Here is a 22,651-nt window from a genome sequence, read left to right as displayed (position 1 = left end):
GAGGAGGCAATACCATGTCAATGTTGGAAATAGCAGGATTCGGCAAGAGATTCACCATCCATCATTTGAATAAAACCATGCCGGCCATCGAAAACATCTCCTTTTCATTAGAGTCCGGCGAATTTATCGGCATCGTCGGCAAAAGCGGCAGCGGGAAATCCACCATTCTGAAAAGCATTTACCGCACTTATTTGCCGGATACCGGGCGGATCCTTTACAACTCTGAAGAGTTTGGGTTAGTTGATCTCTCTCAAATATCTGAAAGGCAGATGCTGTATTTGCGCAAATACGAAATCGGCTACGTCTCCCAGTTTTTGAATGTCATGCCAAGAACAACATGCCGCCAGCTGGTGGTAAACGCCTTGCTTGAGATGGGTGAAAGTGAGGAACTGGCCGAGCTGGAAGCAGAAAAAGCGCTGACTCATTTTGAACTGGATCCAAAGCTCTGGGACAGCTACCCGAATACGTTTTCCGGCGGAGAAAAGCTGCGCTTGAACATCGCCATGGCAACGGTCAAGAAACCGCGGTTATTGCTGCTTGATGAGCCAACGGCAAGCCTTGACCAGCAATCGAAGATCAAAGTGCGGGAAATCATTGAAAAGCTTAAGAGAAACGGCACGACACTGGTAGGGATTTTCCATGATATCGAGTTCATGGAAGGGCTGTGCGACAAAGTATACGATATGCAGTCAAGAACATTGACAGTGGCCGAAGAAAAAGTGGGTGTTGGCGCTGAAAGCTGACCTTCACGTTCATAGCCATTATTCCGACGGTTCAGATTCAGTCGCGGATGTATTGCAGCGGGCAAAAGCTTCCGGCGTAAAAACGATCAGTTTTGTTGACCATGATACAGTAGCTGGCTGGCCTGTAGTCAAAGTGCTGGCATCCGGATACGGGATTAAAGCGATTCCGGGAATTGAGATATCGGCATACGACTTTAAGCGGAACCGGAAAGTGCATATTCTCGGCTATAACTACAATCCAGAAGCCAAGCATATAAAACCGCTTTGCGACAAGTTATCAGAAAAGCGCCACCGCCATTCGCTTTGGCAAATCGAACAGATCAAAGCGGCCGGATTCGAACTGGATCTGGAAGCAATCCTCGTTTCGGCTCTTCCATCAAGAACCGTCTACAAACAGCACATCATGAAAGAGCTGACTGCTGCGGAATATTCTTCTAGTGAATATCAGCAGCTTTACAAGCGCTTGTTTAAAGGGCAGGGCCCTGCGGCAGGCGATATTGAATATATCGATGCACTGGAAGCGGTAAAGGCAATCAAGGCGGACGACGGGCTTGCTGTTGTAGCCCATCCCGGCCAGCTCGATTCCTACGAGCTGATTCCGGAGCTTATGGAGGCAGGCCTTGGCGGCATTGAACGCAACCATCCGGATCATTCAGCGGAAGACCACCAGAAAGTGGAAAAGCTCGCTGAGGAATATGGGCTGGTGCTGACCGGCGGAACGGATTACCACGGGGCATTTGGTGCGCCAATCGATGTAGGGGATATTGTGAGTCCCATAGCTGTAAATAGTTTTAAGAATCTATGAAGTTCCTGTAAATTATGATTCTTCCGCCCTGGATTATGTTCTAATGAAACAAGCGAAGCAGGAGCGCCTGCTCATATCAGTTAAAAAGGAGAATTAACTAACCATGAAGAAGAAAAATTCGGTAATGGCAATGTTTTTGGGAGCGGCTTTACTGTTGTCTGCATGTTCGGATGGAAGTGCAGAAGCAGGGAAAACAGAAGTGGATGATGTTATCAAAGTGGTGTGGTATCCAAACGAATCAGGTACAGACATGAAGTCTTCCCGTGACGAGATTGGCCGGGTCATTGAAGAAGCGACTGGTAAAGAAGTGGAACATCAATTGACAACGGATTACGCCATTGCCATTGAAACGCTGGTCAACAACAATGCGGACTTGGCATTTATGGGTGCACAAGGCTATATCGAAGCGAAAAACGGCAACGATGCGGTTGAACCATTGGTCGTGCCTACCGGTGAATCCGGAACTTTGGACGACGCTATTTATCACAGCTGGCTCGCTGTTAATGTCGACGATCAGGACAAGTTTAAAGCTGATGGAGAATTTTCATTGGATGCCTTGGAACAGAAAAGCATGTCTTTCGTGTCGAATAGTTCAACATCAGGATTTGTAGTTCCTTCTTCTACAATCATTGAGCATTTTTCAAAGAAATCAGGCTATGAAGATTTGAAACCGGAAGATTTAATGGAAGGCGGACCGCTCTTCTCTCAAGTACTGTTTGGAAACTCGCATCAAGGATCGGCAGTCAACCTGTTGAATGATAGTTCTGAAGTGGCGGCATTCTGTGACACTTGCGTAGAAAACTACGTCGAAGTGGCAGAAGGCGAACCCAATACAGTAGGATCAGTTTACAAAGTGAAAGACGATGCAGCAGAGCCTTTCAATACGGTTACTGGCAGCGAATTCGCCCTAATGGGAGTTACTCCGGTATTGAATGCACCATTCGCAGCTAATATGGAAGTTCTTGGGCAGCAAGACTACGACAAATTAAAAGAAGTGCTCACTTCAGATGAAATCGCCAATAATGAAAAGATTTTTGTCCCTGAAGATTCTGGTGAACCAGGTCTATTCTTCAAATCAGCAAAAGAACGCTTTGCGCCGGTTGAAGATGAGTGGTTCAATCCAATCCGTGAACTTTCAAAAGAATAGCCATGGGTAACAAAGGATGCGGCTGTAGCGCTATGTGCTTTGTATGACTGAATTTGCTGAAAAAGGAGCGGATGAAAATGTCTTTATTGCAAATCGAAAATCTTGGTAAATCCTATAATTCCGAAACAAAAGTGCTGCAGAACCTGAACTTCGAAGTGGAATCAGGAGAATTCTTATCGGTCATTGGCCCTTCCGGGGCAGGGAAATCTACACTTCTCCGCTGCATCAACCGGATGGTTGAGATTGATGAAGGAAAAATCTTTTTTGATGGCCAGGATATAAGGGCTTTGAACAAAAAGGAATTGCGGAAACTACGCACGAATATCGGCATGATTTTTCAGCATTACAATTTGGTGCCGCGTTTATCAGTCATTGAAAATGTCCTGCACGGACGCTTCGGCTACAAAACCACGCTGCAAGGCATCTTCGGGAAATTCACCGAACAGGAAAAAGAACATGCCTTCTTTCTGCTGGAAAAACTGGGGATTGAAGAACATGCCTATAAGCGCTGCGATCAGTTGAGCGGTGGCCAACAGCAGCGGGTCGGCATTGCACGTTCACTGATTCAGGAGCCCAAAATCGTTTTATGCGATGAACCGATTGCATCGCTTGATCCAAACGCTTCGAAAGTCATTATGGACCATTTAAAATCGATTACACAAGAACTGGGCATTACGTGTATTGTCAACTTACACCAAGTAGACGTGGCGCGAAACTATTCCGACCGTATAATCGGTTTGAACAAAGGCGGCATTGTTTTTGACGGACCAAGCAAGCTGTTGCAAACACATCACACGGACGCCATCTACGGAACGAAAACCCAAACTATTCCGGAAATCAGGGAACTGGTTACGGTGTAAGGAGCAATGACAGTGAATGAAAAACATATGAAAACCAGCCGGAAAGGGCAGACCATTCTTTTTATCCTGTTGATCATCGGAATGACCATTGCTTCTTCCGCAATCACCGGCTTTAATATCGTTCACGGCATTGCGACCTTGCCTGAAGCATTGGGCTGGATTTTCTCCAATCTATTTATTACACAGGAATCACTGGAACGATTGCCGACAATTTTAGACAAACTGATTGAAACCATTCTGATGTCTGTAGCTGCAACGACAACAGGAACCATTGTCGCGTTTTTCTTAGGGCTGATGGGCTCTAAGAGCACGGGAACGAACAAAGCCATCGGCGTATTTGCACGTTTCGTCGCTTCTGTCTCACGGAATATTCCGGTAGTTGCTTGGGCTTTAATTTTGCTGTTGTCCTTTGGGCAAAACTCGGTTACCGGGTACTTGGCATTGTTTGTGGGATCGGTTGGATTTCTGACACGGGCGTTCATCGAATCGATTGATGAGACCAGCCAAAGTGCAGTAGAAGCGCTGCGGGCAACGGGAGCTACTTACTTCCAGATTGTTTTTAAAGCCGTGCTTCCTCAATGTTTGCCCCAGATGATCAGCTGGATTTTGTTCATGATTGAAACCAATATCCGGAATGCGACGCTGGTAGGGATTTTAACAGGCACCGGCATCGGTTATACGTTCGATCTGTACTATAAAACGCTCAACTACAATGCGGTTGCCCTTGTTACTTTCAGCATTGTGCTGGCAGTCATCTTGATTGAACTGATATCAAACCATATCCGGAAGGTGATTCTGTAATGGAAGCAAGCACATACATAAAACGAACAGCGGATGGCCGAATTTCCATCAAATCCGGCAGCCCTTCAGAAAAGCTGATTGCCTGGACAATAGCAGCACTCGCAGCTTTAACGGTTTTGGCTTTTTTGTTCTTTGACTATACGGGCCTGGATTTGGCAAAAGCGATCCCGGAAACGATCTATAACTTAAAAACGATGTTCCTTGAACCCGCACTCACCCATTTCACATGGGGAGAGGCATTCTATCAAGTCGGCATCACGCTGGGCCTCGCCTTTTTGTCCACCATCCTGGGAGCGGGAATCGCTTTTTTCCTGGCTTTGATGGCGGCTACGAACTTATCGAAAGCCTGGGTTTCAAAATCGGTGCGAATTGTGGTGGCGTTTATCCGGGCAGTGCCGACAGTCCTATGGGTGCTGATTTTTGCCATTGCCGCAGGACTTGGCAGTGAAGCGGCAGTGCTCGGTATGCTGTTCCATTCCATCGCTTACTTGGTAAAAGCCTTTTCGGAAGCTTTTGAAGAAGTGGACAAAGGCATTATCGAAGCACTTCGAGCAACGGGTGCTAACTGGTGGCATATTGTCGTGCACGCTGTTCTGCCTTCGACTTTTACTTATCTATTGTCCTGGACTTTCCTTCGCTTTGAAATCAACTTTTCAGTCGCTGTGGCAATGGGGGCCGCCGCAGGAGCAGGGGGAATTGGTTTTGAATTGTTCATGGCATCAGGGTTTTATTTTGACTTGCGTGAAGTCGGAATGATTACGTATATGATCCTCATTTTCGCGATTGTCCTGGAAATCATCTCCACCCGCCTAAAGGGCCGATATTTTCCTGCAGCTGCAAAAAACTGATTTCAGAAGCTTTCCATTTCTGTGGAAGGCTTTTTTGATTGCATGAAAACAGAAAAGAGATTAAAGCAGTTGGGATAATGGGTATAGTAGGGGTTAAATGGATTTTGATTATCAAAGGAGAGACGCCTTATGCGAAAATTAGGCCTTATTGGAGGGACAGGTCCGGAATCGACTGTCGATTATTATCAGGCGATTATCGCCAAGTATCAGGAAAAGACAGGGAATAATGAAGAACTGCCCGAATTCCTGATCAATAGCATCAATATGTATAAAATTTTTGAGCTGCTGGAAAAAGGGAAGACAGAAGATCTCACCGATTATTTGGCATTGGCTGTGCTAGCCCTCGAAAAAGCGGGAGCTGAGTACGCGGTATTGACCGCTAATACGGCACATATCGTATTTGAGGAAGTGCAGAAAGAAGTCGGGATTCCGCTAATCAGCATTGTAGAAGAAACAGCCCGTACCGCTGACAAAATGAAGTTGGAGAAAATTGGTCTGCTGGGCACTAAATTCACGATGGAAAATGATTTTTTTCCGCAAATATTTGCTGCTGCCCAAAAAGAAATCGTGGTGCCGAATCAGCAGGAGCAGGATTTCATTCATGAGAAAATCGTAGAAGAACTGGAAAAAGGAATCGTTGAACCTGAAACGAAAGACGCGTTTCTAAAAATTGTGTCCAGGATGGCAGAGCAGAACGGTATCCAGGGAGTCATACTCGGCTGCACGGAACTGCCGATGCTGATCAAACCGGAAGATTCGGCTATTCCGCAGATGAATACAACAGAAATCCATGTGGAAGCGATTGTCGAAGCGATGCTGAGAGAATAAGGCAATTGCGGGAGCTGACCGAGATGTCTGCTCTTTGAAAAAGTTCTTTTTGCTGTAACCAATTATTTCCTGGAAGCGTCTACTCCATAAAGCGTAATCAATGGAGGCAAATCTATGAAAAGACTAGTAATCCTGGCATTGGTTTGCCTCAGTTTAGCGGCTTGCCAATCACATACGGTCATCGATTGGGTGGACTTTATTCAATTTGAAGGCAAGCATTACACTTCGGTAGACTCTGCAGTCATCAACGAGGAGAGCGGTATTGGAAAAAAGACAGGGGAAGTAAATTTTAAAGTGGCAGATAACATCAGCAACCCCAATTATCAAGTCAAAAACGGCGATGCGGCTTTTTGGGAAAAAGGCACCGATCTTTTTAAAGTCAACGGCTTGCCGGAGTTGCTGGCTGTAGCAGATGAGCATGAAGTGAATGGCTATCGCCTATACGTGGAAGAACAGGCAGGGAAAGACTTTCCGCACCATTTCAAAGACGTGGATTTGGAGCGGGTAAAGAGTATCGAAATTTACACAGGAGAAAATGTCCCGGAACTGTTAAACCGCATTACCGGTGCAGGAGAACTTGAAGAATTTAAAAGACTTTTGACTGAAGCTTATATACCTCCGCCGCCGGAAGGAAAGGCGGAGCAACAGGACCCGGATATCTATCAAATGGTATTATACACCGATGCAAAATTGGCCCATTCCTTTTATCTTTACAAAGAAAACGAGCAATGGCTATGGCATCCATGGGATCAGCAGTTTCTGCCGGATGAGATTGGGAAATTGATCAAGCCTTAAGCCAATAAAATTTGGGGAAAGATTTTCTGCTGCCATCCCGAGAGCAGATAGTTTGATGGGAAAAACGCCAGCCTTTACACTGGACAAGTACCGATAAAGAGCTACTAAGAGGGGGATTGAATATGGTTAAATCCATTACCACAGAAGAATATAATACACTGGTGAAAAACGCCAATAAACCGTTTGTCCTTGATTTTACAGCAGACTGGTGACCAAGCTGCCGTTTTTTGGGGCCGGTGGTCTCAAGCGTAGCTGAACAACTTGATTCAGTTGATTTTTATAAGGTGGACGTCGATAAAGCGCCGGAACTGGTTAAACAATTCGGTGTCCAAAGCCTCCCGACTTTAATTTTGATTAAAGACGGCAAGGAAGCAAATCGCTCGCTCGGATTTATTCCGGAAGAACCGATAAAAGAATTCGCCCAATCTTAATGCAAAAAAGGACCCTTTTAAAAGGGCCCTCAAACTGTAGGCAGACTCGAGAAATGGGAGTTGTCTACGGTTTTTTTAATTTCTGAAGGATTTTAAGAAACCCTCTTGTTTTTACCTGCTAATCCACCTGAATTTCTTCTACGGTTTGTTCCACTTCTGCACGTGTTATTTTTTCACGTCCGTCTTTCATCGCTTTTAAGGATTTATGGGCCAATGCCAGTGGTAGACGGCAGAACAATAGAATACTTCGCTTAGTGAGCGACTTCATATAGTCATCTGCTTTCGCTAAGTTTTCATCCGCATAGTCAAATAATTCTGCTCGGGTCCAGCCATCCGGAACGAAACTTACCCCGCGTTCCTCTAAATCTTCCTGCTCATTGCGCAGAATATTGACAGCCTGCAGTCCGCGTCCATAACCGATGGCAAGGTCCCGGTCTGTTTTGACGCCGGCACATAGCTCCCATAATTCTGAAAGCATAACTCCAACAAGCCCTGCTACATAATATGTATAGTCATCTAAATCATCACGTGTATGGATTTGCCAGTTGGCTTTTGCCCATTTCGCCATGCCAAAGGCCATTTCACTAGCCGAGTCCATAACGATTTCGAGCGTGTTCTCTGGGCACGCCTCTATCCACTCACCCAGACGAAGCGTCACTTCAGGCATTGCCTCTTTTAACGGCTCCAGAATCTGTAAATATTTCTCTTCATTGAAAGGATGTTTGAACAGTTCACTCAATTGCATGAGGATTGAATATTTTACCTCGTTGGCTGTTTCTTCATGATCTTCGATTTCATCAATTGCCCGAAAGATTAAATAAGCGGATGCAACCGAATGCTTTAAGTCTTTTTGTAAAAAAGTGATCGGGATATAAAATGTGCGGCTTGTTTCTTTTAATACACGAATTGCTTCCTTCGGGAACTTCTTTTCATTCATATGATTCATCTCCTCTATCTTTACTTGTTGATATTCCGCAAAACAGCTCCATATCTAAGTATACAATCATCAAAAAGCGCTCTCAATGACCTTCTCTTTTCTAGAAATTTTCTCCAGCGGAAGCCCTGCCCAAAGCGGGCGAAGCGGAAATAAATGTTATCCTTCTTAATCCAACTAATCCAGCTTATCCAGCTTTTTCAGGTTTTCAATATGCTGCAGATGATTTTTTCCCCAGTCATGTAAAGTGTTCATAAGAGGTTCAATCGTTTTGCCGTACTCAGTTAATGAGTATTCTACTTTTGGCGGAACTTGCGGATACACAACACGCTTGATCAAGTCTTGCGCTTCTAATTCACGCAGATGAAGCGTCAGCATTCTTTGTGTAATATCAGGTATGCGTTTTTTCAGCTCATTGAACCGAAGGGTGCCTTCTGCTAATAAATGCTGCAGAATAATGGGTTTCCATTTCCCGAGAAGGGTATTGAGGGAACTTACTACCTGACATTGTTCGGGATTGATTTTTTCTTTCAACTACTTCACTTCCTTCTAAGTACCTTTTTTGATACTATGAAACATTTTTGTGCCTACTTACATTAACGCTATATATACATCATAATGTAATTGGAACCATTTTTCATTATAACTAACTAAAGGACGTGGACGGAAATGAAAGTAGTGGCAATTGTAGGCAGTGTTCGTGAAGATTCTTATAATAAAAAATTGGCGAAGTACGTACAAAAAAGATACGCAGACAAATTTGATCTGGAGATTTTAGATCTATCGGGTTTGCCTTTATACAACCAAGATATCGAAAACAACCCGCCGGAAGCAGTAACGGATTTCAAATTAAGAGTCAAAGCTGCAGACGCTGTACTTTGGGTCACACCTGAATATAACGCAACAATTCCCGGTGTACTTGGCAACGCCATTGACTGGTTATCGCGCGTTGAAAAAGTGATGATCGGCAAGCCGTCTTGGATTATGGGAGCTTCAATGGGGAACCTTGGCACAGTAAAAGCACAGGCCCATTTACGCGACATTTTGTTTGCAGCAGGGCTGCAGTCTCCAGTTCTTATGGCCAATGAAGTATATGTCGGCGCCGTTCATACAAAAATGGACGAAGCAGGAGATATTACGGATGAAGCAACTATCGCATTTTTAGACTTAGTGGCTGCCAACTTCCAGCAGTGGATGGAACAAACGGCAAAAACTCAATACGCGTGAATTTAAAAGGTTTTTATAGATTATACTTTATGCTTATTACATAAAGATCTTAAATCAATACGGTAAAACAAAAAGAGGTATTGGAATGAGTTCATTCCAATACCTCAGGCTGTCGAGAAACTCTCGATAGCCTTTTCTCATTTCGCTCCAGGTGGGACGCTTTCCGCGGACATGGCTTCAGTCTCCTCGTCGCTTCGCTCCTGCGGGGCCTTCAGCTCATGTTATTTCCGCAGGAGTCGCCCACCTTCCGCTGCATTCAGTTTCCTTTTATCGCTATTAGAGATTCTCTACAAGAGTGACTGTTTAAGAAAGCTCTCTCTAGTGGCTTCCTGCTATCGAGATATGGAGCCAAACAGCGAAGACGCCTGCGGGAAAGCGAGACAGCCGAGACCCTGCAGGAGCGCAGCGACGAAGCGGCTTGGCGCTCGCCCGCGGCAAGCGCAGCTGTTTGGCGGAATATCGGTTAAGGGATGATAACTAATACAATTTCAACTATTCCAAAACCTCTTTTTCTATTCAGCTGGAAATTCGCTGAAGCTATAGCCTTTTTCCCGGATCGCTTTGATCAGGTCCGGCAGAATATCCGCGGTATGCTGCAGTTCATGGAGCAGGATAACGGCGCCGTCTTCGAGATTATCCCGGACAGTGCACACTATTTGCTGAGGGCTTTTTTTCAGCTCCCAGTCCATGGAAGCCACTCTCCACATCACCGTCTTCACATCTAGCGCTTTTGCTGCTTGAAGAGTGTCCTCATTAAACTGGCCAAACGGCGGGCGGAAATACTTCACATCAGAACCAGTCACTTGTTCAATTTTTGCGATGCTGTTTTTGATATCCTGATACTGCTCTTCAAAAGAAAGATTCACTAAGTTCAGATGTTTGGTCGTATGTGAACCGATTTGATGGCCTTCTTCGAGAACCCGTTTCCAGGGTCTTGCTGAATACAAGATGCGCGTTTGCCAAAAGAAAGCGGCAGGGACGTTTTCCTGTTTCAGCACATCCAGAATTTGCGGCAATGCCCGGCTGGGGCCATCGTCAAATGTAAGGACGACGGATTTTTCTCCAGCTTTCGGATTAACGGTTACAATATCGGGGTTAGAAGAGCCGTACACGACTCTGGAACTATCAACTGCTCAGGGGCTTTTAATCATGCTGATCTTCTCCTTGTGAATTCAGATTTCAGCGCCGAAGAAATAATCCTGGGATTTTGATTCGTAGGTTTCCCGGTATTCGGCTTCCATAAAATTCTCAGGAAGGCCATCAAAAATAACTTTTCCGTCTTTTAAAGCAATGATGCGAGTAGCATAGCGCTTGGCAAGTTCAATGTCATGCACATTGATGACCGTCAGCAAACCGAGGCGCGCGTGCATTTCTTTCAGCAAAGTGAAAATATGGTTCGACGTGCCCGGATCAAGACTTGCCACCGGTTCATCACCGAGCAGCACACGCGGCTGTTGAACCAGGGCGCGCGCTATGCCGACACGCTGCTTCTGCCCGCCGCTCAGCTGCTCTACCCGGCGATCCACCATTTCGGACAACCCGACTTCCGCAATGACGCTTTTCGCAAAGTCCAATTCTTCCGCTGTAAACCAGCCAATCAGGTTTTTAAAAGAAGAGCGGTAACCGAATGTGCCGGTCAGCACGTTCTGCAGAACGCTGAGCCGGGGAATCAAATTGAAATGCTGAAAGATCATGCCCATTTCCCGCCTGATTTTACGAAGTCCATCCTCACTGGCGTTCGTAATGGTTTTGCCATCCAGATAAATTTCGCCGGATGTGGGTTTTTGCAAGCCATTGATGCAGCGGATAAATGTGGATTTACCGGCGCCGCTTTTTCCCAGTACGCAGATAAAATCGTCTTTCTGGAGTGACAAATTTACATCAGAAAGAGATTCTGCAGTGTTTCCATCATAAAGGACAGATAAATTTTTTATATCAATCATGGAGCCTGCCTCCTTCATATAATCCGTTTCCGGACATAGCTGGCTAAAAAGTCGATGATAATCACCATGATCATGATGATCAATACATCAAGCGAAACGGATGAGTACTGGAACGTTTTAAAGTCATTGAACAAGCGCTGCCCGATTCCGCCTCCACCGATAAATCCTAAAACAAGCGAAGTCCGGATGGCCACTTCGAAGCGGTAGAAAAATTGGGACAGGACGTTCGGCCAAATCTGCGGCAGAATGCTGAACAGGTTGGCAATCCAGGTTTTCGATCCAACGGCTTTCATCGCTTCCTGCGGTCCCGGGTCGGCCGCTTCGATCAATTCAGAGATCAATTTGCCAAATACCCCGACATTATGGAACATGATGGCAATCACTGCCGGAAAAGGACCAAGCCCGAGTGTCGTCAGCAAAATCAAACCGAAGACAATTTCCGGAATGGAACGGACAAAGCTCAGCACGATTCTTGAAGACTGGAACAGAAACGGCGAAGGGGATGTGTTCCGGGCCGCGATAAAGCTGATCGGCAAAGCGATCACGAGACTGAGGAAACTGCCCAAAAAGGCCATTGCCAAAGTTTCAAGCGTATCCTGCACCATGTCCGGCAGCAAAGAAAAGTCCATAGGGAACCATTGCGACAGAAAATCGATCATGTTGCGGAAATCCTTGAATTTCGACAGATCGAATTCAGTCAGCCTCATGCTGAGAAAGACGAATATGATCAATATAGCCAATGTCAGTAAATTGCTTTTTTTAAACCACACCCAAAATCAACTCTATTCTTTAATGATTCCCTGTTTGATTGCTGCTTGTCTGATGCTTTCATAATCTTCGTTTTTTGCTTCTGTAAAGCCGCTTGCCCCAAAAGCGTCAAGGATTTCCGGATCATCGATCGCCAGGAAAGCCTGCTGCAGTTTTTCGATCGTGTCTTGATCGGTGCTTTCGAGAACAGCCCAAGGATACTGGAAAAGTTCTTCCGATTCCCAAATGATTTTCAACTGGGAATCATCGATTTTTCCTGCTTCAACCAATTGGTTGTAGATGGCGCTGTCGATTGCACCTGCATGGACTTGTTTGTTCTGGACAGCCAAAGCGGTTGCATCATGCGATCCGGTATAGCGCACAGAATTGAATTGATGGTCATCTTCCGACTTATAGACACCGCGGTCCTGCAATTCAATAGAAGGGATCAAAGAACCGGAAGTTGAATTGGGGTCGCCGAACGCAAAATCGACTTCTTTGGAATCTTTCAGCATGTCTTCTATGGAAGTCCACGGGTTGTCTTTGTGGGTGATGATATACGAGTGATAGAACGGTTCACCGTCAACCAGTTGGGTGATAATCGCTTTTGCACCGCTGTTTTCCTGTGCAATGACAAAAGTCAAAGGCCCCAAATAAGACATATCGATTTGGTCATAATTCATCGCTTCAACGACGCCGTTATAATCAGGGTAGACTTCAATTTCCACTTCGCGTCCAAGTTCATCGCTCAGAATGGTTTGCAATTTGTCCATAGCCCCTTGCATAGCGCCTTCTGTTTGGGCAGGAATAACCCCGATGGTAAAGGTATCTTGTTCTGCTTCACCGCCGGAAGTCGGATTTTCTTCTTCTGAATTGCTTCCGCATGCAGCCAATAATAGTGTCAGGACCAAGAGGATCGCTGCTATTTTCAAGTTTTTCAATGGTGGCACCTCGCTTTAAGTTTTTATTTTTTCCATTATGTAAAACAAGGACTCAAGCAGAGTCCTTGTTTTAGATGACGTGGATTCTTCCAGCGTTTTCGCTGGTCACTTTTCCGATAATTGAAGACTGTACATTTCTTGCTTGCAAATCGCGAAGCAATTCTTCCGCTTCATCTTCCGGAACGGAGATCAATAACCCGCCGGATGTCACGGCATCACAAAGAATCAATTGATCCAGCTTGCTGATGCTGCTGTCATAATCGATATCTGCAGCCAGCCAGCTGTGGTTTTTATACGTGCCGCCGGGGATGACATGCTTTTCAGCGAGCTCTTTCGCTTTTGACAGAACAGGAACGTCTTTATTGGAGATGATGATGCCAACGTTGCCGCCTTTAGCGATTTCCATCGTGTGGCCAAGCAAGCCGAACCCTGTGATATCGGTACAAGCATTGACCGAATAATTTTCCATGACTTCAGCTGCATCTTTGTTCAAGGCCGCCATGACGGCCATGACTTCGTTCAAATCCTCAGTTTCCAGAATGCCTTGTTTGATGGCAGTCGTTAAAATGCCGACGCCGATCGGTTTCGTTAAGATAAGGCGGTCACCCGGTTTTGCACCGGCATTCGAGCGGATACGGCCGGGATGGATGGTTCCTGTGACAGACAATCCGAACTTCGGCTCCTGGTCATCAATGGAATGCCCTCCGACCAGGGTGGCGCCGGACTCTTTCACTTTATCGGAAGCACCGGCCAAAATTTCAGCCAGGATGCTTTTGTCCAGAGTGTTGATCGGGAAAGCGACAATGTTCATAACGGTTAGCGGCTTGCCGCCCATCGCATAGACATCGCTGAGTGAATTGGCAGCACCGATTTGCCCGAACATATAAGGATCATCCACAATAGGCGTGAAGAAATCCAAAGTCTGGACAAGCGCGACTTCATCGCTGATTTTATAAACTCCTGCATCATCGGCTGTATCCAGCCCGACAAGGAGGTTTGGGTCTTCTACATTTCTCGGTAAATGACGCAGAACCTGCGCCAGGTCCTCAGGACCAATTTTGCAGCCTCAACCACCTTTAGATGATAAAGACGTTAACCTAACCATATCTTTTTCAGTCATTTGGAATCCCTCCTATTAATCAAATAAATCTTTGCGGCAGCACAGAAAAAGCTGAGCTTACTGCAATAGGCTCTTGTAGATCTTCAGCAAAGCTTCCGCTTCACGGATGCTGGAATGCTGTTCAGCGGCATACTGTTTCGCTCGCTGTCCGAGCCGCTGCCTTGCTTCATCATCATTTATCAGCTGTTCCGCATAGTCAAGAAATTCCTGTTCGTCATTGTACAGATACCCCGTGCTGCCATTTTCAACCATGCCGCTATTTCCTTGCACATTTGACACCAGGACGGGCAAACCATAGCTCATCGCTTCCAAAATGGCAGCGGGCTGGCCTTCCGACAGGGACGTATTGAGCACGGCGTCCGCTTGTTGGTAAACTGCCCCCATTTCGGAGTGGGGCAGTTCGCCGATACAGCAGACCCAGCCGGAATGCCGCTCAACCAAATCCAGCACAATTTCCGCTTCCGCTTCTTCAATGACAGGTCCAACAAGCCAGAGCCGGAGATGAGGATACTTTTTATGCAGCTTGCCGAGTGCTGAAATAGCGGAAGGGATATTCTTCACTTTTCTGATTCCGGCAGGCAGCACATATAAAAAAGTACCGGCTTCTTTTTCCAGCGGCAGACCAGACGGGGGAAATCCAGTCGCTCCTTGTGCAATCGGAAAAACCTTATATTCAAACTCTGGAGCTTCCTTCAGCAGGATGGTTTTTGCAGCTTCGTCAAAGACGTGAATTGCTTTTGCCTCTCTTAAAACAGAAAGAACGCCTCCACGCTTTTGCGGATGGAATAAATCGACGTTTAAATCTGTGCCGGTCATGGTGACAATATAAGGATCCGGGCGCTCCGCCAGTTTCTGCATAAACTGATAAAAGTAAAAGGTGTGGAAACCATGGACCAAATCACCAAACGGCAGAGGCTTGACTTCTTCGGTTGTTGAGACAATCTCTGTCTGAACGCCCAACTTCTCTAAATGAGCGGCAATCCTCCGGACCGTCACGGTATTGCCGCGCGGCTGCGGAAAGTTAGGCGCTGCCAATATAATCTTCATGGGTTTCAATCCTTTGGCAACTCTGGTAGGCAGAGGGTTTTGGCAACACGCTGGAGAAAAACGAATCTCTTTTTAATTATCATGAACCTAGTGGAATTTGTCACTTATCGTGCCTGAAACCGCGGGATTATTTTTCAAGAAAAAAAAGGCTGCCTATCAGGCACCCTTTGCGAATTGTATGTATGGCGGGATTGTGTGGGAATCGAACCCACCGAGCCTGGCACGCAGGCCCCTCAGGGTTTTGAAGACCCAGGAAGACACCAGTCACCCATCCAACCCCATTATAGCTGGTTCTGTATAAGTCTATAGTGAAAAAAGGGGAAGTGCAAGAAAGGTGCTTTATAATTTGGAACAGAAGCAATTAAAAAGAATGGCAGTATTTAGGGGAATTAATGCCATTCGCTTGAAACCCTACTTCGTGAAGATTAAAGTAGAGGTACTAACGATCTTAGAAAGCGTGTGAGCGGAATGGACAATACTTATTTTACGATTGGAATGGCCGGGCATATTGACCATGGCAAGACGACATTGACAAAAAAGCTGACGAATGTCGATACGGACCGTTTAAAGGAAGAAAAAGAACGCGGCATTTCAATTGAATTGGGGTATGCGCCGCTTCAGACGGAAGATGGTACCCATGTATCAATTGTAGATGTTCCAGGACACGAGCGCTTTATCCGCCAAATGATTGCCGGAGTGGCGGGAATCGATTTGGTGGTTCTGGTGGTGGCCGCGGACGAAGGGGTGATGCCGCAGACCGAAGAACATCTGGAGATTCTTCAGTTTCTCGGCATCGAGCATTGCATCGTCGCCATCTCTAAGATTGACCGGGTTGATGAAGAAATGCTCGAACTGGTAGCAGATGACATCCAGGAACGCCTCGAAGGCACAATTTTTGACGGCGCTCCGTGTGTCTTGGTGGATAGCTTATCCGGCAAAGGCATCGGTGAATTAAAAGAAACGATTTTCAGCGAATTGAAAAAAGTGAAGTTCCGTGATGCCTACGGTTCGTTCCGGCTGCCGATTGATCAGGTTTTTACGGTGCAGGGGCAAGGTACGGTCATACGGGGAACGATATACGAGGGGATTGTCCAGCAGGGCAGCCAGCTGACACTGCTTCCAAAAGGACATAAAGTAAAGGCTCGGCAAATTCAAGTTCACCATCAGGAACAGCTTCAGGCAAGAGCGGGGCAGCGGACAGCGATTAACCTGGGTGGCATTGACAAAGCAGACGTAACCAGGGGTGATGTGCTCGTGGCGTCAGACCATTTTATGGTGACCGATACAATTGATGTGGCGCTTCAGCTGATTGACAAGGATTTTTCGCCGCTCAAGCAGCGGGCGCCTGTGAAAGTCCATGTAGGAACTTCTGAAGTAATGGGCAAAATCGTCTTTTTTGACCGCAACGAACTTGCAGCGACAAAAGACGAAGTGCTGTGCCAGATTCGGCTGGAAGAGGAAATTGTGGTGCGGCGCGGCGACCGCTTTATTTTGAGGCGGCCGACTCCGGTGAAAACGCTGGGCGGCGGCTGGGTCATCCAGCCGAAAGGCGCCAAATACCGGTTCGGTGAAGAAACGATGGCGATGCTGCGTGCTATAAAAGAAGGGACGCCGCAGGATTTAATAGAAGATGTTTTGGACAAGCACATCGTGCTGGATGTTCAACAACTGATCCAGCAGACCTCGCTTGATGGTCATGTGCTGCAGGAAACCCTCTTGAAAGGGCTGGAACAAGGGCGCTTGCTGGAAGTATCTCCTGGAAAATACAGCCTGGCAAAAACATATGCAAAAATAACAGACGAAATGTCGGAACGGCTCGCCAGCTATCATGAAGAATTTCCGATGAGGACAGGCATGAGCAAAGCAGAACTCATGCAGTCGCTCAGCGGTGCTTATCCGAAATTGTTCATTGAATACAGCTTAAATGCTTTGACCGGGCAAGAGAAGTTCAAAAAAATCGAGCAATTTATCGCACTGGATTCTTTTGAACCACATTTGCCGAAGAAGTGGAAGACCCGGATGGAAGGCATTATTGCTTCATTGGAAAAGGATGGCCTGCAAGTGAAGAAATGGAATGAATACTTTGAAGGGACTCCAGTGCCGAAAAATGACATCCCCGAATTGACGCTTTATCTGCTGAACACCAGGCAGGCTTACCGGCTGCTCGAAGATACGCTGATTCACCATAATGCATTTGAACAGGCGTTAGCCAAACTGCAAAGCGGGACGGATGAAGCATTCGGATTAAAAGAAGCAAAAGAGGCGCTCGATGTCTCGAGAAAATACTTGATTCCGTTTCTGGAATTGCTGGATGGGCTGAATCTTACCATCCGCCTGGAAGAACAGCGCCATTGGACGGCTGAAGTAAAATTAAAATAATAAAGAGCTGAGAGGAGGAAGGATCATGGGCTACAAAATTTCAATCGAATTTTGCATGCAGTGAAACTATGCCCCAAGAGCCGCAAGTTTTGCGGAACAGTTGTTTAATCATTTTAAATCGGACATTGCTTCGCTCGAACTGATTCCAAGCTCAGGAGGAGCTTTCGAAGTAACGGTAGACGGAAAGAAAGTCCATTCTAAGCTTGCCACCAGAAAACACCCGGACATCAACGAGATCATCCGGCTCATAGAAAAATAGAGATTGCGGAAAGCTTGCCTGCGGAAACCGCGGAGTTCCGCAAGCAGATAGGGGAATTGAGATGAAACAATATTTGCGCCAGCTGCCGCCGGTACATGAATTGCAGAAAGATAAACGCTTTGAAGAGTTCCGCGAAGAGTTTCACTTGACCGCTGAACAGGCAACGAAGTTTATTCAGCAGGAACTTCGTGATTTGCGCGAAGAAGTGCTGAGTGGCCAGTTGCCTTTTTCGCCGTCTCATCAAAATTTCACCAATATGATTTTTGGGAATGCCGCCCATAAGGCAAGTCAGTGGAATGAAGATCGCTTAATGCGTGTCATCAACGGAACCGGTACCATTCTGCATACTAATCTAGGGCGTTCAAGATTGAGTGAACGGGCGGTTGCCCATATCACAAAAGCTGCACGCAATTACTCAAATCTGGAATACCGGATTTCAGAAGGCAAGCGCGGATCCCGGCATGAAATCATCGAAGATCTTCTGAAAGAAGCTACGGGCGCTGAAGCTGCTATGGTTGTCAACAATAACGCTGCGGCAGTGTTCTTGGTATTAAGTGCATTAGCTAAACACAAAGAAGTCATTGTCTCCCGCGGGCAACTTGTTGAAATCGGAGGTTCTTTCCGGATTTCTTCCATTATGGAAGAAAGCGGAGCTAAACTTGTAGAAGTAGGGACAACCAATAAAACGCATTTATTTGATTATGAAAAGGCATTGAATGAAGAAACAGCGATGATTATGAAAGTCCATACCAGCAATTTTCTGATGGTGGGCTTCACTGAGACGGTGGAAACCGAAAAGCTTGTTAAACTGAAGAACGATCACGATGGAGTAGTGTTTTACGAAGATCTTGGAAGCGGTGCATTATATGATTTTAAAAAATATGGCATTGGTAATGAACCGCTTGTCCGGGAAGTGATTGCTTCAGGCGCAGATGTAGTTTCATTCAGCGGCGATAAACTGCTTGGCGGACCTCAGGCAGGCATCATCGCCGGGAAAAAGGAAGTGATTGACCGCTTGAAAAACCATCAATTGGCGCGGGTGCTGAGAGTCGATAAATTGACTTTTGCTGCTTTAGAAGAAACATTGAAGGCCTATGTGATCGGTGAAGGAGCAGCAATGGAATTGCCGACTGTCCGTGACGTAATCCGGCCGGTTGAAGATATCCGACAGCAAGCGGAAAAGTTCATTTCTGAAATAGAGTCGCAGACTGAAATGTACAAACTTGATTTAAAAGAAAGCACATCGCAAATCGGCGGCGGTACGATGCCGGGGGTAGAATTGCCGACATTCATGGCCAGCGTGACCCATGTCAAGTTGTCTGCGCAGGAACTTGCAGAAAAGATGAGGAGCTGCCGGCCGGCAATCATCGCCAGAATTCAAGGCGAACGGGTCTGCATCGACTTCCGGACGATTGAAGAGGGCGAAATGCCCGAAGTGGTAAAAGGCTTGATGGAGATTGAACAGGGAGAATGACAATCTGGATTCTATAAAAAAGCAGGAAGCCTTTTATGCTTCCTGCTTTTTCTGATTACAGCTGCTTTTTCAAGCTTTCCTTGACTGCCCAAATATGATGCTCATGGAAAAGCAGTTGATCCGCTTCACTGACAGGAATCCATTTAAGCAAATGGTCTTCTTCAATGGGTTCCTGCACTTTTTTGCCTATTTCAGAAAGGTAAAAATAGCCGTCACTAAGCATGGCGATGTTGGTTCTGCTGGAATAATAAAGTTGCTGGGCATTGCCGATATAAGGGCCGACCACTAATTCATATCCCGTCTCTTCCAGCATTTCGCGCTTGAGGCATTCTTCGGGCGATTCATTGTCTTCAAGGCCGCCGCCAGGAAGGAAATACGAGCCGCGCGTTAATTGCACAGTCGCCACTTGGTTTTTTTGCGGACTGAAAATAACGGCATAAACCCCTTTTCTAAGCTGATAATCAATGCCTTCTATTTTTTCACCGAATATTTTTTGCATGATGATTCTCCTTTGTATGGCCTGGCTGTCGGAAGGGAATGGAGTTTATGGCTTTATACATGATTCGCTGCAAGACGGCGGCATTCCTTTTTAGGATAGAGAAAAAATAGAAAAAGAGGCCGAAATGGGCCTCATTTTCAGAATCAGTCAAAATTCAATTTATAGTCTTCGGCTTTAATCATTTTCAGCTTGCGGGCGAATACGTAAATCAACGCGACATTCAAAAGAATTGGCAAAACCAAGAACGTGCTGAGCATCACCGTGATATTGCGGGCGTTCCATCCGCCTTCAGCAAGGTTCATGTAATTCAGCGGTCCAACAAGGCCTGATAAACCGAACCCCGCGCTGTATGGAGTGCCCTGGATATTCAGTACGCCGGCAAGCGCGCCGAGAATGGCAGCGGTAATCAGCATCGGAAAAGCGATTTTCGGTTTCATCAAGAAATTCTTCATCTGAATTTTAGGCGAACCAAGGACGTGTGCAAGCGCTGTTCCAAGAGAATTTGCTTTATAACTGGTGATGGCAAGCCCGACTCCGGCTGCCACAATTCCAAGGTTGGCTGCCCCGGCGCCAATGCCTGACAGCATGATGACTGTAGCGACGCCTACCGTAGAAATTGGCAACAGGATGATCACACAGAAAATCATGGCGATGATGGCGCCCATCAGCACAGGCTGAAGCGTCGTAATATGATCGATAATCTGCCCTAGGAACCCCGTGGACTTTTGCATATAAGGCAGCAGCAAGTACCCCGCCATACCCGGAATCAGGATGCTGAGAGTTGGCATCAGAAGAATGGCATAAGCTTTTAGCTTATCGCCAAGAAACTGAACGAACAGCACTGCCAGCGCCGCAGTAATGCCGATATTAAGAACAATCCCGATGCCGTTCAGCGTCATCACGCCTTCAGCGGTTTTCACAATAACACCGCTGCCGACCATGGAAGCAATGCCGACACTGGCGGTTTGAATAGGTGTCAGTTTAAACGTGATTCCCACCATGACTCCGATCAATACCGGCAGCAGGCTCATCGTGAATATCGTGATATCCAATAGATGCTGGAAAGGAGGATAATATGGGATCAGCAGCTTTAAAATTTCCCCTAATAATGCATTCGGTATTAAAGCGACGACAACTCCGATACTCATGCCGTTCAACAACTTACTGATAAACTCTTTCATAATTACCTCTCCTGTCCATTTTGGGTTGAAAAATTATATAAGAATAACTATAGAAACTATTCTGACAAAAATCAAGATAAACTTTAACGATTTAACACGTTGATGCGTGAAAGTATAGTTGATTCAAGCGTATTCTTAGCTGGCCTGCACCTTTTGCTATATGTTTGCGTTGGTATTGTAAAATAAAGAAATGGAGCATGTTGGCAAAACTTTAGCCGGAACTGTAACACCTATTGAAGAAGACTTTATTAGAACAGAGACGCTTGAGCAGTAATTGCAAAATAAGATGGACGGAATTTTCGCCAGATAATAGATCTGTCGGAACTCAAAGGGGATTCGGCGCAATTCAAACCATATTCGTCGGAACTCATAGCCAATTGGTTGCAACTCGCTGCGAAAAGGTCGCAACTCAAGCGGCCACCAGAAAAAGTCTGCTTGATTTCATTGATTTAAAATGAAACGCTTCACCTCCTGAAAGCAGGAGGCTATACTGTATGCAAAGAGTTTTCATTGTTGCAGAAAAGAGGGAACGTCATGAAAAAACAAGTCGTGGTAATCGGGCTGGGCAGATTCGGCACCAGCGTTTGCAAAGAACTTTACCGGCTGGGCCATGAAGTGCTGGCGATTGATACAAAAGTGGACCGGGTGGATGGCATAAGGGATTATTCGTCCCATGCCGTTGTCGCTAATGCCACGGACGAAAGTGAGCTGAAGTCGCTCGGCGTACGGAACTTCGATCATGCGATTGTGGCGATTGGAGATAACTTGCAAGCAAGCGTTTTGTGCACACTCATGCTGAAAGAAATCGGGATTGCGAAGGTCTGGGTCAAAGCGCGGGATTTGCAGCACCAGAAGATATTGGAGAAAGTAGGCGCCGATAAAGTCATCCAGCCCGAAAACGAGATGGGAATTCGGGTTGCACAGCATATGAATTCTGAAAAAATCATCGATTATATCGACTTATCCAATAAATACAGCATCATTGAACTGGTCGCATCTGCAAAAGTAGCTGATAAAACCTTAAACCAATTAAATATCCGCGAAAAATACAAATGCATCGTATTAGCGATCAAACGCGTGGAAGAAGTGAATATTGCCCCGCTTCCAAATGATCAAATTGAGCTTGGGGACATACTGGTTGTCATGGGCCACAGAGATGATTTGAAGAGGCTGGAAGACAGAGGCATCTAAATACAGCAAATTGAAAAAGCAGCTGTTCCAAATGGGACGGCTGCTTTTTGTCTGCGCTTAAATATTCGGAAGTTCCCGCCCTTCTGCAAAAGCCTTTAAATTCTCAAGGCTGAGCTGAAAGCCGTCCATGTTGACGGTCACGCGGGTGCCGGCGTTTTCTGGGCGCAGATCAAAGATGAAATGGAGCTGGTCGTCATCTGCAGTATAGGAAAAGCGGCTGTGCGGCACGACTTCCGTGATTGTAAAGCTCATGTCCACATGTTCGCCTTCTTCCAGCTGGTTGTGCTCACTCGGCATCAGCGTAAACAGCGCCTTGCAGCCGACTTCGAGCTCCGGTATCCTCCACACCGAACCAGGTGCATACCAGGCCGAAAAATTCTCGTCATTTGCCAGCGCCGTTCAGACAGTTTCAGGGTCGGCTTCAATAAAAACCGAGCGGGTTTCATCGTTC

At 46.2% G+C, this 22,651-nt stretch carries 24 protein-coding genes, 1 tRNA gene and 1 pseudogene; 14 read left to right on the top strand and 12 right to left on the bottom strand.

Translation table 11 applies throughout. The features are described 5' to 3' along the window. Nucleotides 1-14: 14 nt before the first annotated feature. The 9 genes from phnL to QWY16_RS18205 all read left to right on the top strand — a co-directional run bounded on the left by phnL (nucleotide 15) and on the right by QWY16_RS18205 (nucleotide 7,258). Nucleotides 15-743, top strand: coding sequence for a phosphonate C-P lyase system protein PhnL (gene phnL / locus QWY16_RS18245; protein ID WP_300990657.1), 729 nt, complete (start codon nucleotides 15-17; stop codon nucleotides 741-743). Beyond that, on the top strand, nucleotides 733-1,548 hold the full coding sequence (locus tag QWY16_RS18240) for a PHP domain-containing protein (RefSeq protein ID WP_300993521.1): 816 nt from the start codon (nucleotides 733-735) through the stop codon (nucleotides 1,546-1,548). The genes phnL and QWY16_RS18240 overlap by 11 nt, the downstream gene beginning before the upstream one ends. 103 nt (nucleotides 1,549-1,651) lie before the next feature. Then, on the top strand, nucleotides 1,652-2,695 hold the full coding sequence (locus tag QWY16_RS18235) for a PhnD/SsuA/transferrin family substrate-binding protein (RefSeq protein ID WP_300990656.1): 1,044 nt from the start codon (nucleotides 1,652-1,654) through the stop codon (nucleotides 2,693-2,695). A 77-nt stretch (nucleotides 2,696-2,772) separates the two neighbouring features. Next, nucleotides 2,773-3,555 carry a phosphonate ABC transporter ATP-binding protein gene (gene phnC, locus QWY16_RS18230; protein ID WP_300990655.1) on the top strand — a complete coding sequence of 261 codons (783 nt, stop codon included), beginning with the start codon at nucleotides 2,773-2,775 and terminating at the stop codon, nucleotides 3,553-3,555. 12 nt (nucleotides 3,556-3,567) lie between these two features. Beyond that, nucleotides 3,568-4,356: a phosphonate ABC transporter, permease protein PhnE gene (gene phnE, locus QWY16_RS18225; RefSeq protein ID WP_300990654.1), complete on the top strand. Its 789-nt coding sequence runs from the start codon at nucleotides 3,568-3,570 to the stop codon at nucleotides 4,354-4,356. Next, on the top strand, nucleotides 4,356-5,204 hold the full coding sequence (locus tag QWY16_RS18220) for an ABC transporter permease subunit (RefSeq protein ID WP_300990653.1): 849 nt from the start codon (nucleotides 4,356-4,358) through the stop codon (nucleotides 5,202-5,204). Before phnE (QWY16_RS18225) ends, QWY16_RS18220 begins: the two co-directional genes overlap by 1 nt. 129 nt (nucleotides 5,205-5,333) lie before the next feature. After that, nucleotides 5,334-6,032 carry an aspartate/glutamate racemase family protein gene (locus QWY16_RS18215; protein ID WP_300990652.1) on the top strand — a complete coding sequence of 233 codons (699 nt, stop codon included), beginning with the start codon at nucleotides 5,334-5,336 and terminating at the stop codon, nucleotides 6,030-6,032. Between the two features lie 114 nt (nucleotides 6,033-6,146). Beyond that, the gene (locus tag QWY16_RS18210; RefSeq protein WP_300990651.1) at nucleotides 6,147-6,827 is read left to right on the top strand and encodes a hypothetical protein; all 681 of its coding nucleotides are present in this window, start codon (nucleotides 6,147-6,149) and stop codon (nucleotides 6,825-6,827) included. Between the two features lie 227 nt (nucleotides 6,828-7,054). After that, nucleotides 7,055-7,258: a thioredoxin family protein gene (locus tag QWY16_RS18205; protein ID WP_300990650.1), complete on the top strand. Its 204-nt coding sequence runs from the start codon at nucleotides 7,055-7,057 to the stop codon at nucleotides 7,256-7,258. A 118-nt stretch (nucleotides 7,259-7,376) separates the two neighbouring features. Here QWY16_RS18205 and QWY16_RS18200 read toward each other — a convergent pair whose 3' ends face one another. Next, on the bottom strand, nucleotides 7,377-8,195 hold the full coding sequence (locus tag QWY16_RS18200) for a squalene/phytoene synthase family protein (RefSeq protein ID WP_300990649.1): 819 nt from the start codon (nucleotides 8,193-8,195) through the stop codon (nucleotides 7,377-7,379). Nucleotides 8,196-8,369: 174 nt separating this feature from the next. Further along, nucleotides 8,370-8,726 carry a winged helix-turn-helix transcriptional regulator gene (locus QWY16_RS18195; RefSeq protein WP_300990648.1) on the bottom strand — a complete coding sequence of 119 codons (357 nt, stop codon included), beginning with the start codon at nucleotides 8,724-8,726 and terminating at the stop codon, nucleotides 8,370-8,372. 135 nt (nucleotides 8,727-8,861) lie between these two features. Here QWY16_RS18195 and QWY16_RS18190 point away from each other — a divergent pair, with 135 nt between their 5' ends. Continuing rightward, nucleotides 8,862-9,419, top strand: coding sequence for an NADPH-dependent FMN reductase (locus QWY16_RS18190; RefSeq protein WP_300990647.1), 558 nt, complete (start codon nucleotides 8,862-8,864; stop codon nucleotides 9,417-9,419). A 512-nt stretch (nucleotides 9,420-9,931) separates the two neighbouring features. On the opposite strand, the gene QWY16_RS18185 is transcribed toward QWY16_RS18190, so the two are convergent. The 7 genes from QWY16_RS18185 to QWY16_RS18155 form a co-directional block, all read right to left on the bottom strand. Next, nucleotides 9,932-10,531 carry a polysaccharide deacetylase family protein gene (locus QWY16_RS18185; protein WP_300990646.1) on the bottom strand — a complete coding sequence of 200 codons (600 nt, stop codon included), beginning with the start codon at nucleotides 10,529-10,531 and terminating at the stop codon, nucleotides 9,932-9,934. 60 nt (nucleotides 10,532-10,591) lie between these two features. Continuing rightward, complete coding sequence (gene phnC, locus QWY16_RS18180) at nucleotides 10,592-11,362, bottom strand: phosphonate ABC transporter ATP-binding protein (RefSeq protein ID WP_300990645.1); 771 nt, start codon at nucleotides 11,360-11,362, stop codon at nucleotides 10,592-10,594. Between the two features lie 14 nt (nucleotides 11,363-11,376). Continuing rightward, nucleotides 11,377-12,132: a phosphonate ABC transporter, permease protein PhnE gene (phnE, locus tag QWY16_RS18175; protein WP_300990644.1), complete on the bottom strand. Its 756-nt coding sequence runs from the start codon at nucleotides 12,130-12,132 to the stop codon at nucleotides 11,377-11,379. A 12-nt stretch (nucleotides 12,133-12,144) separates the two neighbouring features. After that, on the bottom strand, nucleotides 12,145-13,050 hold the full coding sequence (gene phnD / locus QWY16_RS18170) for a phosphate/phosphite/phosphonate ABC transporter substrate-binding protein (RefSeq protein WP_300990643.1): 906 nt from the start codon (nucleotides 13,048-13,050) through the stop codon (nucleotides 12,145-12,147). A 70-nt stretch (nucleotides 13,051-13,120) separates the two neighbouring features. Further along, entirely contained in the window at nucleotides 13,121-14,170 is a 1,050-nt protein-coding gene (selD, locus tag QWY16_RS18165; protein ID WP_300990642.1) for a selenide, water dikinase SelD, read from the bottom strand. Nucleotides 14,171-14,227: 57 nt separating this feature from the next. Then, the gene (locus QWY16_RS18160) at nucleotides 14,228-15,217 is read right to left on the bottom strand and encodes a glycosyltransferase family 4 protein (protein ID WP_300990641.1); all 990 of its coding nucleotides are present in this window, start codon (nucleotides 15,215-15,217) and stop codon (nucleotides 14,228-14,230) included. Nucleotides 15,218-15,400: 183 nt separating this feature from the next. Then, nucleotides 15,401-15,497 (bottom strand) — tRNA-Sec (locus QWY16_RS18155). 188 nt (nucleotides 15,498-15,685) lie between these two features. On the opposite strand from QWY16_RS18155, the gene selB reads away from it, so the two are divergent. The 3 genes and pseudogenes from selB to selA all read left to right on the top strand — a co-directional run bounded on the left by selB (nucleotide 15,686) and on the right by selA (nucleotide 19,329). Next, the gene (gene selB / locus QWY16_RS18150; protein WP_300990640.1) at nucleotides 15,686-17,596 is read left to right on the top strand and encodes a selenocysteine-specific translation elongation factor; all 1,911 of its coding nucleotides are present in this window, start codon (nucleotides 15,686-15,688) and stop codon (nucleotides 17,594-17,596) included. Nucleotides 17,597-17,672: 76 nt separating this feature from the next. Beyond that, a pseudogene (locus QWY16_RS18145) lies at nucleotides 17,673-17,855 on the top strand (Rdx family protein); the annotation flags it as partial. A gap of 61 nt (nucleotides 17,856-17,916) precedes the next feature. Next, entirely contained in the window at nucleotides 17,917-19,329 is a 1,413-nt protein-coding gene (gene selA, locus QWY16_RS18140) for an L-seryl-tRNA(Sec) selenium transferase (RefSeq protein WP_300990639.1), read from the top strand. A 55-nt stretch (nucleotides 19,330-19,384) separates the two neighbouring features. Here the strand turns inward: selA and QWY16_RS18135 are convergent, their stop codons facing one another. Together QWY16_RS18135 and QWY16_RS18130 are read right to left on the bottom strand one after the other, a co-directional pair. Continuing rightward, complete coding sequence (locus QWY16_RS18135; RefSeq protein WP_300990638.1) at nucleotides 19,385-19,828, bottom strand: NUDIX hydrolase; 444 nt, start codon at nucleotides 19,826-19,828, stop codon at nucleotides 19,385-19,387. A gap of 143 nt (nucleotides 19,829-19,971) precedes the next feature. Beyond that, on the bottom strand, nucleotides 19,972-21,009 hold the full coding sequence (locus QWY16_RS18130; RefSeq protein WP_300990637.1) for a PTS sugar transporter subunit IIC: 1,038 nt from the start codon (nucleotides 21,007-21,009) through the stop codon (nucleotides 19,972-19,974). A gap of 534 nt (nucleotides 21,010-21,543) precedes the next feature. On the opposite strand from QWY16_RS18130, the gene QWY16_RS18125 reads away from it, so the two are divergent. Further along, nucleotides 21,544-22,200 carry a potassium channel family protein gene (locus QWY16_RS18125; protein WP_300990636.1) on the top strand — a complete coding sequence of 219 codons (657 nt, stop codon included), beginning with the start codon at nucleotides 21,544-21,546 and terminating at the stop codon, nucleotides 22,198-22,200. Between the two features lie 57 nt (nucleotides 22,201-22,257). Here the strand turns inward: QWY16_RS18125 and QWY16_RS18120 are convergent, their stop codons facing one another. Continuing rightward, nucleotides 22,258-22,593, bottom strand: coding sequence for an SRPBCC domain-containing protein (locus QWY16_RS18120; RefSeq protein ID WP_300993519.1), 336 nt, complete (start codon nucleotides 22,591-22,593; stop codon nucleotides 22,258-22,260). Nucleotides 22,594-22,651: the final 58 nt, after the last annotated feature.

Source organism: Planococcus shenhongbingii (assembly GCF_030413635.1).
Classification (GTDB): Bacteria; Bacillota; Bacilli; order Bacillales_A; family Planococcaceae; genus Planococcus; species Planococcus shenhongbingii.
Note: the sequence above shows the minus strand (reverse complement) of the source record. Positions and strands in the feature narration are given on the sequence as shown.

What these genes read in the sequence shown, in the direction of transcription:
- phnL (WP_300990657.1), top strand. Translation starts at nt 15, where the DNA reads ATGTCAATGTTGGAAATAGCAGGATTCGGCAAGAGATTCACCATCCAT.
- QWY16_RS18235 (WP_300990656.1), top strand. Translation starts at nt 1,652, where the DNA reads ATGAAGAAGAAAAATTCGGTAATGGCAATGTTTTTGGGAGCGGCTTTA.
- phnC (WP_300990655.1), top strand. Translation starts at nt 2,773, where the DNA reads ATGTCTTTATTGCAAATCGAAAATCTTGGTAAATCCTATAATTCCGAA.
- QWY16_RS18220 (WP_300990653.1), top strand. Translation starts at nt 4,356, where the DNA reads ATGGAAGCAAGCACATACATAAAACGAACAGCGGATGGCCGAATTTCC.
- QWY16_RS18215 (WP_300990652.1), top strand. Translation starts at nt 5,334, where the DNA reads ATGCGAAAATTAGGCCTTATTGGAGGGACAGGTCCGGAATCGACTGTC.
- QWY16_RS18210 (WP_300990651.1), top strand. Translation starts at nt 6,147, where the DNA reads ATGAAAAGACTAGTAATCCTGGCATTGGTTTGCCTCAGTTTAGCGGCT.
- QWY16_RS18200 (WP_300990649.1), bottom strand. Translation starts at nt 8,195, where the DNA reads ATGAATGAAAAGAAGTTCCCGAAGGAAGCAATTCGTGTATTAAAAGAA.
- QWY16_RS18190 (WP_300990647.1), top strand. Translation starts at nt 8,862, where the DNA reads ATGAAAGTAGTGGCAATTGTAGGCAGTGTTCGTGAAGATTCTTATAAT.
- phnC (WP_300990645.1), bottom strand. Translation starts at nt 11,362, where the DNA reads ATGATTGATATAAAAAATTTATCTGTCCTTTATGATGGAAACACTGCA.
- QWY16_RS18160 (WP_300990641.1), bottom strand. Translation starts at nt 15,217, where the DNA reads ATGAAGATTATATTGGCAGCGCCTAACTTTCCGCAGCCGCGCGGCAAT.
- selB (WP_300990640.1), top strand. Translation starts at nt 15,686, where the DNA reads ATGGACAATACTTATTTTACGATTGGAATGGCCGGGCATATTGACCAT.
- selA (WP_300990639.1), top strand. Translation starts at nt 17,917, where the DNA reads ATGAAACAATATTTGCGCCAGCTGCCGCCGGTACATGAATTGCAGAAA.
- QWY16_RS18135 (WP_300990638.1), bottom strand. Translation starts at nt 19,828, where the DNA reads ATGCAAAAAATATTCGGTGAAAAAATAGAAGGCATTGATTATCAGCTT.
- QWY16_RS18130 (WP_300990637.1), bottom strand. Translation starts at nt 21,009, where the DNA reads ATGAAAGAGTTTATCAGTAAGTTGTTGAACGGCATGAGTATCGGAGTT.
- QWY16_RS18125 (WP_300990636.1), top strand. Translation starts at nt 21,544, where the DNA reads ATGAAAAAACAAGTCGTGGTAATCGGGCTGGGCAGATTCGGCACCAGC.